Origin of the sequence: Cryobacterium sp. TMT2-17-1 (assembly GCF_004402765.1) — a bacterium.
GTDB lineage: Bacteria > Actinomycetota > Actinomycetes > Actinomycetales > Microbacteriaceae > Cryobacterium > Cryobacterium sandaracinum.
This window is the reverse complement of record NZ_SOGC01000036.1, coordinates 69,929-85,389: the sequence shown is the minus strand read 5'-3', so window position 1 is coordinate 85,389 and position 15,461 is coordinate 69,929. Positions and strand designations below refer to the sequence as shown.

Here is a 15,461-nt window from a genome sequence, read left to right as displayed (position 1 = left end):
ATCATTGTGAACAGATCACCGTCGAAGAGAAAGATCAGCGTGCGTAAACTTCCTGCCCTCATCTCCATTGCCACGGTTGCCGTGCTCGCCCTCGCCGGGTGCAGCGGGTCTCCCTCCGACAACACCGGAGCGGCGGGAATCGCCTGCGTCGATTCCGGCACGGCGTCGGAGGCCGTGAAAGTCTCCGGCAAGGCCGGCGCCGAGCCCAAAGTGAAGTTCGAGTCGCCGCTGACCACGAAGGCCACCGAGGTCTCCGTCGTGACCGAGGGCAAGGGTGACGCCGTCAAGACCGACGACATCGTCGAACTGGGGTTCTCCGTCTACAACGCGAACACTGGCGAGAAGATGAACGCCGGCGGCTTCGGTGACGACCTCGGCGCTCCCATCACCCTGGCCAAGGACTCGAGTGTATTCCCGGCGCTGATGAAGGGTGTCGCGTGCGCGAACTACGGATCGCGCGTCGCGGTCGTGGCCCCGCCGGCTGACGCGTTCGGCGAGACCGGCAACGAGGAGCTCAAGGTCGGGGCCGAAGACAACATCATCTTCGTCATCGACGTCAAAAGTGAAATCCCCCCTCGCGCGAACGGCGAGGACCAGAAGCCGGAGGACGGCTTCCCGACTGTCAAGCTGGCCGAGGACGGCGCTCCGACCGTGACGATCCCGGCAACCGACGCTCCGACCGAGTTGAAGACCTCGGTTCTCAAGAAGGGTGACGGTGCCACAGTCGCCGAAGCGGACACCGTGGTCATGCACTACTCGGGCGTCGTCTGGTCCACCGGTGAGGTGTTCGACCAGACCTGGGGCAAGAGCGGTCCGACCCCGATCTCCCTGGCCGCCGTCGTTCCCGGCTTCGCCCAGGGTCTCGTCGGCCAGACGGTCGGCTCCCAGGTGATGATCGCGATTCCGCCGGAACTCGGCTACGGCGCCGAGGGCCAGCCCGACGCAGGCATCTCGGGTACCGACACGATCGTCTTCGTCGTCGACATCCTCGCCGCCGGCTAGCCGGCCGTTCGGCTGCGCTCGAACCGACCGGTTTTCTGGGACAGACGGCCGTCGTGCCGGGCACCGCCGCAGTGCCGGTGCGGTATAGCACCGACGAGCACGGCACCCTTCTGCACCTGGCCGAGGTCGCGTCCGGACCGGTCGACATGGAGTTCCACGCTGACCTGGTCGGCCGGGCGCATCCGTGCGTTCAGGTGTGGCGCTTGTCCGAGCCGGTCGAGGTCCATAAAATGTTGATTTCGTGGCTCCGCTCGTTCCCGCTCGTTTCCCTCGTTTTTCCCCCGACCAGGCAGGGATGTCCCATGACCATCATTGAGGCCAGAGGTCTGACCAAGGTGTACCACTCCAAATCCGGGCCGGTGCATGCGCTCGCCGGGCTGGACCTGTCCGTGCCGCGCGGGACCGTCAAGGCGCTGCTCGGCCCGAACGGCGCCGGTAAGACGACCGTCGTCAAGATGCTGACCACCCTGATCCGGCCGGACTCCGGCACCGCGTTCGTCGACGGCATCGACGTCGTCGCCGACCCCAAGGGCGTACGGCGCATTATCGGCGTTTCGGGGCAGTACGCGGCCGTCGACGAGAACCTGACCGGGTTCGAAAACCTCGAGATGGTCGGTCGGCTGTACCACCTGGGCGGCGCCGAGTCCCGGCGCCGGGCCCAGGAGCTGATCGACCTCTTCGAGCTGACCGCGGCCGGCAACCGCCCGGTCAAGGGCTTCTCCGGCGGGATGCGCCGCCGGATCGACCTGGCCGGCGCGCTGGTGATCAACCCGAAGGTGCTGTTCCTCGACGAGCCCACCACAGGGCTGGACCCGCGCAGCCGGATCGCGCTCTGGGCCGTCATCAAGCGCCTGGTCGCCGACGGCACCACCGTGCTCCTCACCACCCAGTACCTCGAGGAGGCCGACCAGCTCGCGGACGACATCGTCGTCATCGACGACGGCCGGGTGATTGCAGAGGGCACGTCCGACCACCTCAAGGCGCAGATCGGCGGCCACCGCCTCGAGGTGGCCCTGGTAGAGGCCGGCGACGGCGTGGCGGCACGGGATATCCTCGCCCGTTACGGCGCGGGAGAACCGGCGATCACCAGCGACGGCCGCGGCCTCGAGGTCGCGGTGGTCGACGGGCCGCGGGCGCTGCAGCAGGTGCTGGCGGCGCTGGGTGATGCGGACATCCGTCTGCACGACGCCGGCATGCGCCGGCCCACGCTCGACGACGTGTTCCTGAAACTCACCGGCCACAAGGCCGACAAGGCCGCCGACCAGGCGGACGACGTGGAATTGGAGAAGTCGAAATGAGCTCCGCTGCCACCCTCCCCACCTGGAACCCGCTTTCGCTCTGGTACTCCGACGGCTGGACCGTCACCAAGCGCAACCTGATCAAGATCAAGCGCTCACCCGACATGCTCGTGTTCGCGGTGATCCAGCCGATCATGTTCGTGCTGCTGTTCAGCCAGGTTTACGCCGGGTCGATCTCCGTGGAAGGCACCGACTACGTCCAGTTCCTCATGGCGGGGATCTTCGCTCAAACCGTCGTGTTCGGGTCGACCTTCTCGGGCGCGGCGATGGCGCAGGACCTCAAGGAAGGGATCATCGACCGCTTCCGCAGCCTGCCCATGACCTCCTCCGCCGTGCTGATCGGACGCACCAATAGTGACCTGGCGTTGAACACGATCTCCATGGTGATCATGATGCTGACCGGGCTGCTCGTGGGCTGGCGGGTGAACTCTTCGGTGCCGGAATTCCTCGCCGGCGTGGGACTGCTGCTGCTGTTCAGCTACTCTTTCAGCTGGGTGATGGCGCTGCTCGGCATGAGCGTGAAGACTCCCGAGGTCATCAACAACGCGTCCTTCCTGATCCTCTTCCCGCTGACCTTCATCTCGAACGCCTTCGTGCCCAGCGACACCTTGCCGACCCCGCTGCGCGTCTTCGCCGAGTGGAACCCGGTTTCGTCGCTGGTGCAGGCGGCACGGGAGCTGTTCGGCAACGAGGGCACAGCTCCGGTGCCCGATATCTGGACCATGCAGAACCCGATTGCCACGGTGCTGATCGGCACCACGGTCATGCTGGTCGTGTTCGTTCCGCTTTGCGTGCGCAAGTTCGCGTCCATCAGTTCCCGCTAGCAGGAGTCAGTGAATCCCCTGGAGAGTGCCCATGAGTGACCCGGTGCCATTCCGCACCGACCGGCGCACCGGAGCGTTGCGCGCGCCCCGCAACACCGCGCCCGGCGGGGCCGGCCCCTGGGACGTGAAGCGCGTTCATCCGTCGCTCTACGGGCCTGCCAACGTGGACTGGGAGCTGATCGAGGTTCCGGCCCAGCGGTTCGTCGCCCTCGACGGGGTCGGCGACCCGGACACGGCGCCGGCCTACATCGAGGCCGTCGAGGCCCTTTACGCCATCGCCTTCGCGGTCAAGTTCGCGGCCAAGCGTGCGCTCGGCCGCGAGATGGTCATCGCACCGCTCGAAGGCCTCTGGTACGCCGACGATGCCTCCGTCTTCATCGCCGGCGCGAAGGCGGAGTGGAAATGGACGCTGCTGATGAGCCAGCCGGACTGGGTGACGGATGCCTTCATCGCCGGGGCCATCACCGGCGCGCTCGCGAAGAAGAAGCTGTCCGCGCTCGCCCGGGTGCGGGTGGAAAGGCTCGACGAGGGGCTGTCGGCGCAGCTGCTGCATGTCGGGCCCTACGCCGCCGAGGCACCCGCCCTCGACCGTCTGCACGGGGAGTTCCTGGCAAGCTACGGGCTGAGGGTGAACGGCCGGCACCATGAGATCTACCTCGGCGACCCGCGCCGCGCCGCGCCCGCGAAGCTGAAGACGGTGCTGAGACAGCCGGTCGCGCCGGTCTGACCCGCGCCGGCCGGGCGGCGCCTACTCCTGACGCCGGCCGAGGTCGGCCTGGATCAGGAGGGCGAACTCCCGCAGCAGCACGGGGTCGACCTCGGCGGCGCCCCGGGGTTCCGAGTCGAACACGCACAGAACGCCGATCCGCTCGCCGGAGTCGGCCTCGATGGGGAAACCCGCGTAGAAGCGGGTCTGCTCCTGGCCCAGACGGGGCGGGCGGGCGGTGAACCGGTCGTCCAGGAGCATGTCAGAAATCACGAACGCTCCGGCCCCGCTCACGGCGAGGGCCGTGATCGACCCGGCCAACGAGTAGACGCGTGGAGTGAAGCCCACGCTCACCAGGTCCCAGAGCCGGTCGCCGTCGATGAGCGTCAGGGCGGCCGACCGGGTGCCGTAGGCGCTTCTGGCCAGGGCGACGATGTGGTCGCAGCGCACCTCGGTGTCGGCGGCGAGGATGCCCAGCCTGGCGACCGCCCGGCGGGGGCCAGGCGAGAGCGGCTCGGCACCCCACGCTTCCGCGCGGCCCTCGGCCGTTCCTCGGGAAGTTCCTCGGGCAGCAGCCAGGTACTCGGCATCGAGCGGTGGCGCCATCTTGTCGGCGAGGAGATTGGCCCAATGCACGTACTGCGCGGCCGTGCGCACCCGCCCCGGCGTTGAGGCGAGGGTTGCGGCCATGGGCACAAAGCAGCTCCGCTCCTGCCCCGCGCAGATCGCCGCGCTGGCCTCGTTCAGGCTGCGGGCGTGCTTCTCGGCCACGGAGCCCAGCCCGGAGTCGAAGGCCGCGATAGACCGGATCGGCTGCATGCCGAGCACGAAGATCCTGGTGCTGAGCGAGGACTCGTGCCGGATCCGGTCGAGCAGTGCGGACAACTCGCGCTGCCAGACCAGGGCTGACAGGAGTGTGACGGCGTCGGTCGTGCCGAGGCTCACGACGACCGCGTCATAGCGCCAGAGTCCCAGCCCGTCGAGTTCGGCCTGCGATGTGCGGATGGTGACCAGCGGGTTCGGGATGACGTCGACATCCGTGCCCCGCCCGGTGCGAGACGACAACGCCCGCGCCAGAGATCCGGGCAGGGCCACGTTGTGGCTGAGCACACCCCAGCCGACGGCCGGTCCGCTGCCGAAGAGGAGCACGCGGTCGCTGTCGGTTCCCGGGGAATGCGCCTGAGGAGTGTCCCGGGGCCGCGGGATGTCGTCGTAGTCGCGCGTCACGGCGGCCGACCAGGCTCGCATCAGGGGTACCAGCACCCACCGCAGGAGTTGCGGCACGGAGGGCTACCGGCCGCCGCGGCGCTTGCCCGCCCGGGGGCTGGGGGTGTTGCGGGTGCGGCCCGGGGCGCTCGTCGCCTTCTTCGCCACTGCCGGCTTGGATTTCGCCGCCGCGACCCGTACGGCCTTCGCCGCCGCTTTGGCCTTGTCGGTCTTCTTCTCTTTTTTGACCTTTTCAGTGCCGGCGGGCAGCGAGTCGACCCGCGAGCTGTCTTTCGTGCGGCCGCGCACGATGCCGATGAACTCCTCGACGTCTACCGTGGTCTCACGGGAGAGCCAGGCCAGGGACACCTGGCTTTCGGCGACATCCTCGACCGGGCGCGAGACGACATCCTTTCGGCCGTACAGTCGGGCGATCGAATGGGGGACGATCAGGATTCCGACCCCAGCCGCGACCTGCGCCATCGCGTCGTCGAGGTCGCGCATGGCCGGGAGCGGGCGTCGGGTGCCGTCCTTGACCTCGGTGGCCACGAGGCGCCATTCGGGCACGTCGTCGGGGTCCTGCAGCAGGTGTTCTTCGGCCAGGTCGGCCACCAGCACGCTGTCGGCGTCGGCGATGAAGTGGTCTTTGGCCGCGACGACCACCGGGATCTCCCGGTAGAGGGCGATCAGGCTGAGATCGGTCTCATCGACGGGCAGGCGCACCAGGCTGACCTGGGCGCGGCCGTCACGCAGCACCGCGTCCTGTTCGGACGGGTCGGTGCGGAAGACCTCGAGTGGCTGGTCGGGGCGTCGATCGGCCCAGGTGCGGGTCCACTTGGTGGGGGTCACACCGGCGACGAAGGCAAGGGAAAAGGTCACCGGCATCCTTTCTCGTGATGGCACTGCGAACGTAGATCCGTGGGGAGCGGCTGTCTCTCAGGCTATGCGGGTGCTCTCAGGCTATACGCTTGACTGATGAGCGAGAAGAAGACCCAGACCATGAAGCCCGCCACGGCGGCCCAGAAGCTCGGGATTCTGCTCGAAGCAGCCCCGGAAGAATTCCAGAGCGCGCCCGTGTCGCGCACCGAACTGGCCGCGCTCGAAGCGAAACCGCCTGCCTGGCTGGTCGAACTGCGGGCGAACGGCCCGCATCCCAAGCAGGTCGTCGCCGCCAAGCTTGGCGTCTCGATCTCCGGCCTCGTGCGCGGCGCCGTGACGGAGCCGCTCACCTCCGCCGAGATCCAGGCTCTGCTGCAGCAGCCGCCAGCCTGGCTCGTGACCGAGCGTGCCACCCAGTATGAGGTGCGCGAGGAGCAGATCCGGGTCAAGGACCGCGACGCCGAGCGCGCCCGCAAGATCGCCCACGTCGCCCGCCAGGCAGCCCAGAACGAGAAGGCCGGTCGCGGCCGCTAGCGCCGCCGTCCCGCGCGCACGTCGCTCCCTCCGCGTCGTCTCACCAATTCGACGGAGATTTTGCCTGTAGGACGTCGATTCCGGCCTTTTTGGCCAACTCGGGCCAAAATCTCCGTCGAATTCGTTCGGGGCGGGAGACGCTGCTGTGTCGGGTGTCGGGTGTCGGGTGTCGGGCCTCCTAGGCGTCGTACTGCGCGCGCAGGAACGTGACGATCTCGCCCAGTTCGGCTTGCGAAATGGAATGGCCCATGCCCTCGTAGATGCGCTCGGTAAGTGTGGAGTGTTCGGGAAGCCAAGCCCGGGTGCGGTCGACGGCATCCTGCGGGATGACCGGATCGGCCGTGCCGCGACCCCAGAAGACCGGCAGGCGCCGCTCACGCAGGCGCTCGTCACCGGTGTGCTTGCTGCGCCCCACGAAACCGGACAGCTGCACCGCGAACGCGAACCGGTCGGGTGCCTGACGCAGCAGCTGCAGCGCCATAGCCCCGCCCTGCGAGAAGCCGAGTAGTCCGACGGACGCGGGCTGCTCGGGAAGGCCGTCCAGCCATTCGAGCACCCCGGCGGCGGCAGCATCCAGTGCGTCGGCGCTCGGCGAGCCCGGGTTGACCTTGGCGCCGGCGGCCCCGATCGGGAACCAGGCCCAGCCCGGACCGGCCGGGAGCGGGGCGCGCAGCGCGGCGATCACCGGATGCAGCGGCAGGTGCGGCGCCAGCGAGAAGAGATCCCCCTCGTGCGAACCGTAGCCGTGCAGAATCAGCAGAAGCGGTCGCCCGGCGCGGTCGGCGCCAGACGCGCTCCACAGCACGGCATCCGGGTCGATGGGCTCGGCGCACGCCGCGGCGGCGCCGGTGGTGCTGCTCTCGGTGGTGTCGTCGCTCCCGGTGGAGGCGTCGCCGCCGGGATTGGTGTCGTTCGGGCCCATGGTGGTCCTCCTGTTCGAGGTCGACACCGAGAAACGCCGACGGGTCAATCTTTCCACTCCCGGGGACGCGCGAAAATCGGTCGGCATCCGTCGTCCCCGTGCAGAACTCCGGCGATCCGCTGCGAGAAGCCGGAAAGATGCCCGTATTTGCGGGAACCGTGCCACCGCTCCGCCGAATTTCAGGGGTCATGCACCACTGGCCGGCATTTCCCCACGTGGCGGCGGCATCCGCGGGCACCCCGTGGCCAACTCAGGAGATTCCGGCAGCGGCGGGCGCGCCCCCGCAGAGTTCCGCATGTTACCGCGTCGTTTCGCTGGGCGGCCGCGCCAGCCACCCGTTTCTCCTGAGTCAGCCTCACCTCACTCGCCCGGCCTGGCCTGCCCTGGCCGGCCCGGGCATCCGTTGCCACCTGCTCGACCGGCGGCGGATGTCCCGATCAGCTGGTCCGCCGCCTCGCCCCGCGCCGCCGGAGTGAGGCCCGCGAGGCGGCCCGTCGCCCACCAGAGACGGCCGGCGAACCCCAGTCCGGTGTTGTGGGTGACTGCGCCGGCCCGGGCCACTCGGTCGATGAACCCGGCGAGGGGAGCGAGGCCGAAGGAGATCCCCACTGGGTGATGCGCATGGCCGCGCCGTTGGTCGTGCCGAAGCGCCCGGACTCGAGGGATGACACGCCGGATCGCAGGCGCTCAAGCGTCGTCGTCGAGGGTCCGAACAGATCGAGGGAGCCGCGCGCCCGCGCCCGTTTCACTCAGTCGAGAAGCTGCTTCGCGAAGACGCCGGGGTCGCCCTGGCCGTGACAATCGATCAGGAGCGGGCCAGCAGACTGGCCTGCTCCGTGTCATCCGTGATCGACCCGGCGGGCATCCCGACGGCGATCGGCTGGTGCGGTCCGGGGTTCCGAAACCCCTCACTGGCGCCGTAGTCGGCCTCGATCTAAGCCCGGGACAGGTCCTGCGTCGGCATCCCGAGTGCATCGCCGAGGGCCAGCCGGTGAAGGCGCCGAGCGCGCGGTCGTGGCGCGCCGCCGCAGTTCTCTGCCTCACCATGCGGAGACCGTCGCCGCACGCGCGCCGGACCGCGCCCGTTCCGTCCGACCCGTGGCGGGGTGCCCATGGCGTATCCGGGCGCAGGGTAAGACAGAATAGCCTCATGAGCGTGCGCACACCTGACCCCGATCCGGACTGGACGCCTGGCCCCGAGGGCGCGGGGCCGCCCCACACCAACCCGGGCTGGCTGAGCGACGTCGAGCTGGCCGAAGTGCGGCGCCGACTTCCGATCCTTTACATCGAGGCGGTGCCCGTGCGAGTCGACGGCCTCGGCCAGGTCGTGGAGGTCGGCGTGCTCCTGCGCGCCCGGTCGACCGGCGAGATGACCCGGATGCTCGTGTCCGGCCGCGTGCTCTACGGCGAGACCCTGCGCGACGCCCTCTTCCGGCATCTCGAGAAGGATCTCGGCCCGATGGCCTTCCCGCAGCTGCCGATGAGCCCGGTGCCGTTCACGGTGGCCGAATACTTCCCGATGCCGGGCATCACCGCGTTCACGGATGACCGCCAGCACGCCGTTTCGATGGCCTACGTCGTTCCCGTCACCGGCACCTGCGACCCGCGCCAGGACGCCCTCGAACTGACCTGGATGACCCCCAAGGAGGCTGCCTCCGACGCGGTGGCAGCCGAGATGGAGGGCGGGCGCGGGGCGCTGCTGCGCATGGCGCTCGCCTCGGTCGGCGAGCTGCGCTAAGCCGCCTGATGGCGGCCCGATCCTGCGGGCCGCCGCTGCGAGCTACTCGGTCGTGACGAGTGACAGACGACGCGCGAGCGAGCGCGGTCGCACCAGGCGCACTTCGTGGAGCTGTTCGCCGAGCACTTCCTGATCCTGCTCGTGGCCGTCGGGGGCGTAGCCGTTGCGCTTGTAGAACGAGTGCGCGCGGGGGTTGTTTTCGGCGACCCACAGGTAGGACGGGCCCTCGTCGACGACGGCGTCGAAGAGCTGCTGGCCGATGCCGGTGCCGTGGTAGGCGTCGAGCAGGTAGATGAAGTAGAGCTCCATCGGGGCCGGTTTGTCGGCGTCGCGGGACGGCCCGCTGCCGGCGAATCCGACGATCTCGCCGTCGACGAGGGCCGCAACCTGGCGGTGGTTCGGTCCCTGGGCGCTGAACCGGCGCCACATGGCGGCCAGGCGTGCGGGCTGCAGCTGCTCAAGGGCGGCCTCGCTGAGCAACTGGTCGTAGGTTTCGTGCCAGCAGGTGGCATGCACACGGCCGAGGCTGTCGGCATCCGCTTCTGCGACGGGACGAAGTACTGCTGTGGTGGCCATGACCCGAGACTAGCTCAGCCGCAGGCACCCGATTGACGCTGCCGGGTTCTGCCCGTGGTCACTGCGCCGACGGCTCCCGTCCGACCCGCGACTTCCCGGTCTACGGCGGCTCCAGACCCCGCCGATGAGTCGGATAACAAGTGGCTAACTCCTGAGATCCGGTGGCGCCATGGTGCGGCGCCACGTGATTCCGGGGCCGAGCATCCGTCACGGGCATGTTTCTCCTGAGTTGGCCACAACGCAGAACGGGCCGGCCTCGGGAGAGGCCGGCCCGTTCACAGTGGAACTAACGTGCAGATGCTGCCGAGCGACTAGCCCTGCGCGCGGCGCGGGGCCGAGCGACGAGCGCCGCCGGTGGCGCCGGCGCCGCGCACGAGGCCTCCGACCTGGAGGCCGCCGGAGCGACCACCCTGGGCCGGACGGCTCTGGGCGTTGCCCGATCCCTGGCTGCGACCGGATGCCGCGGGGCGGCCCGAGCGCTCCTGGCGCGCTCCGCCGGTGGGTGCCACTGCGTCGCTGCCGCGGTGTCCGCGGTTGCCACGTGCTCCACCGGCGCGGGCGCCGGAGTCACGGGAGCCGGAGTCGCGCTCATCGCGGTTGACGCGCTTGCGCTGGGCGTTGGCGCCCTGCGAGCGGCCGCCCTGGGACTGGCCGTGCGGCTGCTCCACGCGGGGGAGCGGCTTGACGTACGCTGCGACGTCGCCGACTAGGGCGTCCACGGCGGGGGAGGACGCGGTCACGCGCTGCGGGGTCACCTTGATGGCGGCCTTGCGCAGCAGCGCGTCGGTGTCGCGGCGCTGTTCGGGGAGAACCAGAGTCACGACGTCGCCGGCGCTGCCGGCGCGGGCGGTCCGGCCCGAGCGGTGCAGGTACGCCTTGTGCTCGGCCGGCGGGTCGACGTGGATGACGAGTTCGATGTCGTCGACGTGCACGCCGCGGGCGGCGACATCCGTGGCGACGAGAACCTTCACGTCGCCGGCGCTGAACGCGGCGAGGTTGCGGTCACGGGCCACCTGTGAAAGGTTGCCGTGCAGGTCGACGGAGGGGATGCCGGCATCGGTGAGCGACTTGGCGAGCTTCTTGGCCTGGTGCTTGGTGCGCATGAAGAGGATGCGGCGGCCGGAACCGCTCGCGAGCTTCTCGACGAGCGCCTTCTTCGATTCGACGCCGTCGATCTCGAAGACGTGGTGCGTCATCGCGGAGACGTGGCTGTTGGCCTCGTCGACCGAGTGCATGACCTCGTTGTGCAGGAAACGGCGCACGATCTTGTCCACCCCGTTGTCGAGCGTGGCCGAGAACAGCAGGCGCTGGCCGCTGCTGGGCGTCTTGTCCATGATGCGCGTGACGACGGGCAGGAAGCCCAGGTCCGCCATGTGGTCGGCCTCGTCGAGTACGGTGATCTCGACGGCGTCCAGGCTGATGAAGCCCTGCTTCATGAGGTCCTCGAGGCGACCCGGGCAGGCCACGACGATGTCGACGCCGGCCTTGAGTGCGGAGACCTGGCGGCCCTGCGAGACGCCACCGAAGATCGTGGTTGTGTTGAGGCCGTACGCCTCGGCCAGCGGCGTGAGCGCGTTGGTGATCTGCGTGGCCAGCTCGCGGGTCGGGGCGAGGATGAGGCCGAGCGGGCGGCCCGGACGACGTCGGCCGCCGGCGAGCTTGCCGCCGAGGCGCGACACCATGGGCAGTGCGAACGCGAGGGTCTTGCCGGAGCCGGTCTTGCCGCGGCCGAGCACGTCGCGGCCGTTGAGGGTGTCGGGCAGCGTGTCCACCTGGATCGGGAACGGGCTGTCGATGCCCTGCTCGGTCAGGATGGCAACGAGAGGGGCCGGCACGCCAAGCGCGCTAAAGGAAGTTTCAGACAAAATGGTGCCTTTCGGGCATCAGATTCCTCGGGCATCCGTTCCGCACGGGCGGCAACTCGGAGCCTCAGAGGTTTCACATGGCGAAGGTGCCGATGGGCACATCCGTTCGCCGTAAGAAGGTTTAATTCGAAAAATCGGGCCGGCCCTGGTGGGCCGCCGCAATAAGAAGAGGCGTTCTACGACGCAGCGGGCGCAACTACGCACCCGCAAGCTTCCATCGTAGCGGATGCTGTCAAGCCCTAGGGTCGAACGCCCGCCCGACGGGAGCCGTGGGGTGGCGCTCCGCACCGGGGGTCAGCTCGCCGACGGGCACCTCCGCGGCCACGGTATTGCCGGCCTGGGGCAGCGGACAGGCCCACATCGGGTCGTACGCGCAGGACGGGTTGTAGGCGAAGTTGAAGTCGAGGATGATGCTGTCGTCGTCGGCCCCGGCGCCCAGGTCGGCGCCCTTGACCGTGTCGAGCAGGTAGCGACCGCCGCCGTAGGTTCCGCCGGGCTTGCCGGCCAGACCGTCGCGCACAGGCAGAAAGAGCCCGCCGCCGTAGTTGGAGAGCCGCCACAGGTCGATTGGTCCCAGGTAGGGCAAACGCACGGTGCCGACGAGGTCGAACTGCACCTTCCCGTCGGTGCCGGTGTCAACCGAGATGCGCATCGGATGTTCCGCGCGGTGCACCTCGGCCTCGAACCGCCAGTCGGGGTCGTAGGCGGCGACCGGCAGCCCGGTGAAGCCGGCCCGGTCGTCGGGCATCAACGGCGACGCCGAATGCCCGCCGAACAGGTCGTCCCTGCCGCTCCGCCACAGTTCGTGGCCGGCGGCCGGGTCGTGCGCGCTGAGCTGGCGCACGCCGCCGTACAGCCCGAACACGCGCCGACGCCAGTCGGCCACCTGCAGGGCGCCGAGGGTGGTGCTCACGAGCTCGCGCCGGACTCATCGACGCCGAGGTCGAGGCTCCAGTTCGGCGCGAGGCGCTTGAGCTGGTGCAGCCGCCACTGCCAGAGCGCCCAGAAAACGGGCCAGCTGGCCAGGGTGAGCGCGCCGGTGCGGAAGATCAGCTGGTCTCGAAAAAGCGTCTTGCCGGTGCCGGCCGGGTCGGGAGACACGGCCATCCGGTGGTCCCAGAGGGTGACCGAGGCGAGCGGCCCCGATACCCCGCGGCCGGTGTCACGCAGGATGCGCACGCCATCTTTCCGGGTGGTCGCCATGGTCAGGCGAATCACTTGGTCGCCCATCGGCACCAGGCCGAGCGCAGTCAAGCTGACCGGATGCTCACCCGGCTCCCAGATGGTGGGGAACCCATCCATCTCAAGCGATTCGACGCTCACCACGGGCGAACTTACCTCGCGGAACACGGCAGGACTCCGCAGGGCGCGCCAGGCGGCATCGGGGGAGCAGTCGAGGATCTCTTTCAGAAGAACACGCATGACCCCAGTCTGTGGTGCTGGGGCATGCAGTACAACTAAGAGGGTGGCAATTCGATACTGGCTGGGCGTTGCCTCACGCGAACACGTGCTGTGCGCCGTCTCGGTGGGGCTTGTGCAGGCCAGCCACGGGGCCCGGGTGGCGCTCGAGCAGATGGGCGAGTCCGACGGGGTGGTCTACTATTCCCCGAAGACGAACATCGACGGCGACACGCTGCGCGAGTTCACCGCGATCGGTCGCATCGCCCCCGGAATCGTGCATCAAGGCGAGTCCGCCGCCCCGAGCTCGTACCGCCCGTGGCGACGTCACATCGATTACGAAACGGATGTCGTGGCCGCCTCCATTCGCCCGCTCCTGTCGGTGCTCGAGTTCACCCGCAGCAACCCCGACTGGGGCTACCAGCTGCGCCGGGGGCTGCTCGAGATCTCCCGGCACGACTTCGAGGTGATCCGGCGTCAGATGCGCCGGGAGTAGCGCTGGTACCAGCCGTTCTTCGCAGATGCTGCCGAGGCGACCCGTTTCCGCGGCGATTGTGGGTGGGATCGGCGATTTTCGAGGACGTGCCACCGGGTGCGGCGCCGGGGTGAGGCGCATCCTTTCGGTACACTGAAGGCATGACTGGCGAGTTCTGGTGGGTGCCCTCGGCCGTCGTGTTCGGTGGGGCGGCAGCGGTCGTCGTGGTGATCGTGATGATCATGCGGCGCCGGGTCCGGGCGCGCGCGCGCGTCGACCTCGCTCTGGCCGCGGAGCGCACCCGAGCCGCCGCAATCGCCCTCGTGCGTGCGGATGACCTGATCGAGGTCGCCACCGACGAGCTCGGTTTCGCGGTCGCCCAGTTCGGGGAGAACGCCACCAGCGACTTCGCCGCCGCGCTCGACGCCTCCCGGCGGCAGGTGCGTGACGCGTTCCTGCTGCAGCAGAAGCTCGACGACAGCGTGCCCGACTCCGAGGGTGAGCGTCGCCGCTGGACCGAGGAGATCATCGTGCTCGCCGACGAGGCCGTCAAGCGCCTCGGCGCGCAGACCCGCACTTTCGACTCCCGGCGCGGCGTCGAACGGGATGCCCCGCTGCTGCTTGAGAAGTTGCGTCGTCGCCTCGACCGGGTCGCCGACCGCGTCGCGGCCGGCACCGCCAGCCTCTCCCGGCTCAGCCGCACGTATGCCGCGCACGCCTTGGCCCCGATCAGCGGCAACGTCGCCCGCGCCGAAGAGGCCGTCGATGACGCCCGCCGGGCAGCGGATACCGCGGCCGCCCGTCTCTCCCGCGAAGCCACCGACCCCGTGGGTGACCAGTTGCTCGCGGCCGAGCAGGCCCTGCACCGCGCCGGCACCCTGCTCGACGCGATCGAACAGGGCGAAGACCAGTTGCACGTCGGATTCGCCTCCCTGGCTCGAGCGCTCGACGCGGCGGACGCCGAGCTGGCCGAGGTGCGCGCGCTGCGCGACACCCACGAGGAGACCACGGCCCGCGGCGAACTGAACCGCGTTATTGCGGAGGCCGACCGGGTGGTCGGCGAGCTGCGGCAGCCGTCGCGCTTGAGCGACCCTGCCGCTGACCAGTCCCGACTGCGCACGGCAATGGACGGTCTCGACCTGATCCGTTCCGAGGCCCGCAACCGCCAGTTGCGGCTCGACAACGCCCGCGGCGCGCTGACCGGCGCTCTGTTGGCCGCGCGCAGCCAGATCACCGTGACCCGCGACTTCATCACCGCGCATCCCGGCCGCGTGGGCGCTGTGGCGCGCACCCGCCTCGCGGAGGCCGAACGCAAGCTGAGCCTGGCGGCTTCGGAGGCCGACCCGGTGTCCGCACTGGACACCGCGCGCAGCGCGATGACCCATGCCACGGATGCCGACGCGCTCGCCCGCTTCGACGACCGGTAGCGCCGCCGCTACCCTTGGGGAGTGAACAAAGACGCGCCCCAACAGAAGTACCAGGTCCGTTTCGATGTCGGCCTGGCCGGGTTCCAGGCTCTGGCCGCCGAGGCCGACGTGGTCATCCTGGCCGACGCTTTGCCGTCGCCCGGCTCCGAGATCGTTCTCCCGACTGCCCTGCACGAGCACCAGGTCATCGCCGCGAACCTCGCCAATCGCGAGAGCGTGGCTGATTGGGTGCTCGCCCGCCAGGCGGAGAAGGGAGACCGGTTCTCCGTGGCCGTGATCGCCGTGGGCGAGCAACGCCAGGGCGGCACCCCCCGGTTCGCGGTGGAGGACTTCCTCGCCGCCGGCGCCGTGATCGACGCCCTCGCCGCCCGCGGCATCGACCACTGCTCGCCGGAGGCGGCCGCGGCCGCCGCGGGATTCGCGGGTCTCGCGCGGGCCGTGCGGCACCTGGTCACCGCGTCCGAAACCGCCCAGGCGCTCGTCGCCGAGGGGCGGTCGGCCGAGGTGCAGGCGACGGATGCCCCGGCGCGCTCCCCGGGAATCTCCCGATTGCGGGAATTCGCCTTTCCGGGCTGAGGTTGTTCCTGAAGCGGTCTCTGAGCCGAACCCCT

18 protein-coding genes are annotated in these 15,461 nt (G+C 69.5%); 9 read left to right on the top strand and 9 right to left on the bottom strand.

The window, feature by feature from the left end; genetic code table 11:
* Positions 1-39: 39 nt before the first annotated feature.
* On the top strand, positions 40-1,002 hold the full coding sequence (locus tag E3O47_RS09630) for an FKBP-type peptidyl-prolyl cis-trans isomerase (RefSeq protein ID WP_134373247.1): 963 nt from the start codon (positions 40-42) through the stop codon (positions 1,000-1,002).
* Here the strand turns inward: E3O47_RS09630 and E3O47_RS09625 are convergent.
* Complete coding sequence (locus E3O47_RS09625; protein ID WP_134341751.1) at positions 999-1,229, bottom strand: hypothetical protein; 231 nt, start codon at positions 1,227-1,229, stop codon at positions 999-1,001. The two genes, E3O47_RS09630 and E3O47_RS09625, sit on opposite strands and share 4 nt — an antisense overlap.
* 75 nt (positions 1,230-1,304) lie before the next feature.
* Here E3O47_RS09625 and E3O47_RS09620 point away from each other — a divergent pair, with 75 nt between their 5' ends.
* The 3 genes from E3O47_RS09620 to E3O47_RS09610 are packed head-to-tail and all read left to right on the top strand — an operon-like array spanning position 1,305 to position 3,851.
* Positions 1,305-2,300 carry an ATP-binding cassette domain-containing protein gene (locus tag E3O47_RS09620; RefSeq protein WP_134341752.1) on the top strand — a complete coding sequence of 332 codons (996 nt, stop codon included), beginning with the start codon at positions 1,305-1,307 and terminating at the stop codon, positions 2,298-2,300.
* On the top strand, positions 2,297-3,124 hold the full coding sequence (locus E3O47_RS09615) for an ABC transporter permease (protein ID WP_134341753.1): 828 nt from the start codon (positions 2,297-2,299) through the stop codon (positions 3,122-3,124). Before E3O47_RS09620 ends, E3O47_RS09615 begins: the two co-directional genes overlap by 4 nt.
* 31 nt (positions 3,125-3,155) lie before the next feature.
* Positions 3,156-3,851 (top strand): GyrI-like domain-containing protein, encoded by a 696-nt coding sequence (locus E3O47_RS09610; protein ID WP_134420333.1) that lies wholly within the window; start codon positions 3,156-3,158, stop codon positions 3,849-3,851.
* Between the two features lie 21 nt (positions 3,852-3,872).
* On the opposite strand, the gene E3O47_RS09605 is transcribed toward E3O47_RS09610, so the two are convergent.
* On the bottom strand, positions 3,873-5,114 hold the full coding sequence (locus E3O47_RS09605; RefSeq protein ID WP_134420331.1) for a GAF domain-containing protein: 1,242 nt from the start codon (positions 5,112-5,114) through the stop codon (positions 3,873-3,875).
* A gap of 6 nt (positions 5,115-5,120) precedes the next feature.
* A complete protein-coding gene (locus E3O47_RS09600) occupies positions 5,121-5,915 on the bottom strand; it encodes a LysR substrate-binding domain-containing protein (protein ID WP_198411560.1) in 795 nt (264 codons plus the stop codon).
* A gap of 96 nt (positions 5,916-6,011) precedes the next feature.
* Between E3O47_RS09600 and E3O47_RS09595 the strand changes: the two genes are divergently transcribed.
* Positions 6,012-6,449: a DUF5997 family protein gene (locus E3O47_RS09595; RefSeq protein ID WP_174720118.1), complete on the top strand. Its 438-nt coding sequence runs from the start codon at positions 6,012-6,014 to the stop codon at positions 6,447-6,449.
* Positions 6,450-6,627: 178 nt separating this feature from the next.
* Here E3O47_RS09595 and E3O47_RS09590 read toward each other — a convergent pair whose 3' ends face one another.
* The gene (locus E3O47_RS09590) at positions 6,628-7,371 is read right to left on the bottom strand and encodes an alpha/beta hydrolase-fold protein (protein ID WP_134342094.1); all 744 of its coding nucleotides are present in this window, start codon (positions 7,369-7,371) and stop codon (positions 6,628-6,630) included.
* A gap of 360 nt (positions 7,372-7,731) precedes the next feature.
* A complete protein-coding gene (locus E3O47_RS09585) occupies positions 7,732-7,980 on the bottom strand; it encodes a hypothetical protein (RefSeq protein WP_134420329.1) in 249 nt (82 codons plus the stop codon).
* A 541-nt stretch (positions 7,981-8,521) separates the two neighbouring features.
* On the opposite strand from E3O47_RS09585, the gene E3O47_RS09580 reads away from it, so the two are divergent.
* On the top strand, positions 8,522-9,109 hold the full coding sequence (locus E3O47_RS09580; protein ID WP_104101004.1) for an NUDIX hydrolase family protein: 588 nt from the start codon (positions 8,522-8,524) through the stop codon (positions 9,107-9,109).
* Between the two features lie 42 nt (positions 9,110-9,151).
* Here the strand turns inward: E3O47_RS09580 and E3O47_RS09575 are convergent, their stop codons facing one another.
* The 4 genes from E3O47_RS09575 to E3O47_RS09560 form a co-directional block, all read right to left on the bottom strand.
* Complete coding sequence (locus tag E3O47_RS09575; protein WP_104101003.1) at positions 9,152-9,685, bottom strand: GNAT family N-acetyltransferase; 534 nt, start codon at positions 9,683-9,685, stop codon at positions 9,152-9,154.
* A 311-nt stretch (positions 9,686-9,996) separates the two neighbouring features.
* On the bottom strand, positions 9,997-11,550 hold the full coding sequence (locus E3O47_RS09570) for a DEAD/DEAH box helicase (RefSeq protein ID WP_134415663.1): 1,554 nt from the start codon (positions 11,548-11,550) through the stop codon (positions 9,997-9,999).
* Between the two features lie 232 nt (positions 11,551-11,782).
* Positions 11,783-12,463, bottom strand: coding sequence for a DUF1684 domain-containing protein (locus E3O47_RS09565; protein ID WP_198412905.1), 681 nt, complete (start codon positions 12,461-12,463; stop codon positions 11,783-11,785).
* The gene (locus E3O47_RS09560; RefSeq protein WP_104101001.1) at positions 12,460-12,972 is read right to left on the bottom strand and encodes a hypothetical protein; all 513 of its coding nucleotides are present in this window, start codon (positions 12,970-12,972) and stop codon (positions 12,460-12,462) included. The genes E3O47_RS09565 and E3O47_RS09560 overlap by 4 nt, the downstream gene beginning before the upstream one ends.
* A gap of 43 nt (positions 12,973-13,015) precedes the next feature.
* Here E3O47_RS09560 and E3O47_RS09555 point away from each other — a divergent pair, with 43 nt between their 5' ends.
* From E3O47_RS09555 to E3O47_RS09545, 3 genes are all read left to right on the top strand, one after another.
* Entirely contained in the window at positions 13,016-13,444 is a 429-nt protein-coding gene (locus E3O47_RS09555) for an EVE domain-containing protein (RefSeq protein ID WP_241986151.1), read from the top strand.
* Positions 13,445-13,584: 140 nt separating this feature from the next.
* Positions 13,585-14,850 (top strand): hypothetical protein, encoded by a 1,266-nt coding sequence (locus tag E3O47_RS09550; protein WP_134420325.1) that lies wholly within the window; start codon positions 13,585-13,587, stop codon positions 14,848-14,850.
* A 21-nt stretch (positions 14,851-14,871) separates the two neighbouring features.
* The gene (locus tag E3O47_RS09545; protein ID WP_104100998.1) at positions 14,872-15,426 is read left to right on the top strand and encodes a 2-phosphosulfolactate phosphatase; all 555 of its coding nucleotides are present in this window, start codon (positions 14,872-14,874) and stop codon (positions 15,424-15,426) included.
* Positions 15,427-15,461 lie beyond the last annotated feature (35 nt).

Coding starts and splice junctions, on each gene's coding strand:
- E3O47_RS09625 (WP_134341751.1), bottom strand. CDS start 1,229: ATGGACCTCGACCGGCTCGGACAAGCGCCACACCTGAACGCACGGATG.
- E3O47_RS09620 (WP_134341752.1), top strand. CDS start 1,305: ATGACCATCATTGAGGCCAGAGGTCTGACCAAGGTGTACCACTCCAAA.
- E3O47_RS09615 (WP_134341753.1), top strand. CDS start 2,297: ATGAGCTCCGCTGCCACCCTCCCCACCTGGAACCCGCTTTCGCTCTGG.
- E3O47_RS09610 (WP_134420333.1), top strand. CDS start 3,156: ATGAGTGACCCGGTGCCATTCCGCACCGACCGGCGCACCGGAGCGTTG.
- E3O47_RS09595 (WP_174720118.1), top strand. CDS start 6,012: ATGAGCGAGAAGAAGACCCAGACCATGAAGCCCGCCACGGCGGCCCAG.
- E3O47_RS09590 (WP_134342094.1), bottom strand. CDS start 7,371: ATGGGCCCGAACGACACCAATCCCGGCGGCGACGCCTCCACCGGGAGC.
- E3O47_RS09580 (WP_104101004.1), top strand. CDS start 8,522: ATGAGCGTGCGCACACCTGACCCCGATCCGGACTGGACGCCTGGCCCC.
- E3O47_RS09575 (WP_104101003.1), bottom strand. CDS start 9,685: ATGGCCACCACAGCAGTACTTCGTCCCGTCGCAGAAGCGGATGCCGAC.
- E3O47_RS09560 (WP_104101001.1), bottom strand. CDS start 12,972: ATGCGTGTTCTTCTGAAAGAGATCCTCGACTGCTCCCCCGATGCCGCC.
- E3O47_RS09550 (WP_134420325.1), top strand. CDS start 13,585: ATGACTGGCGAGTTCTGGTGGGTGCCCTCGGCCGTCGTGTTCGGTGGG.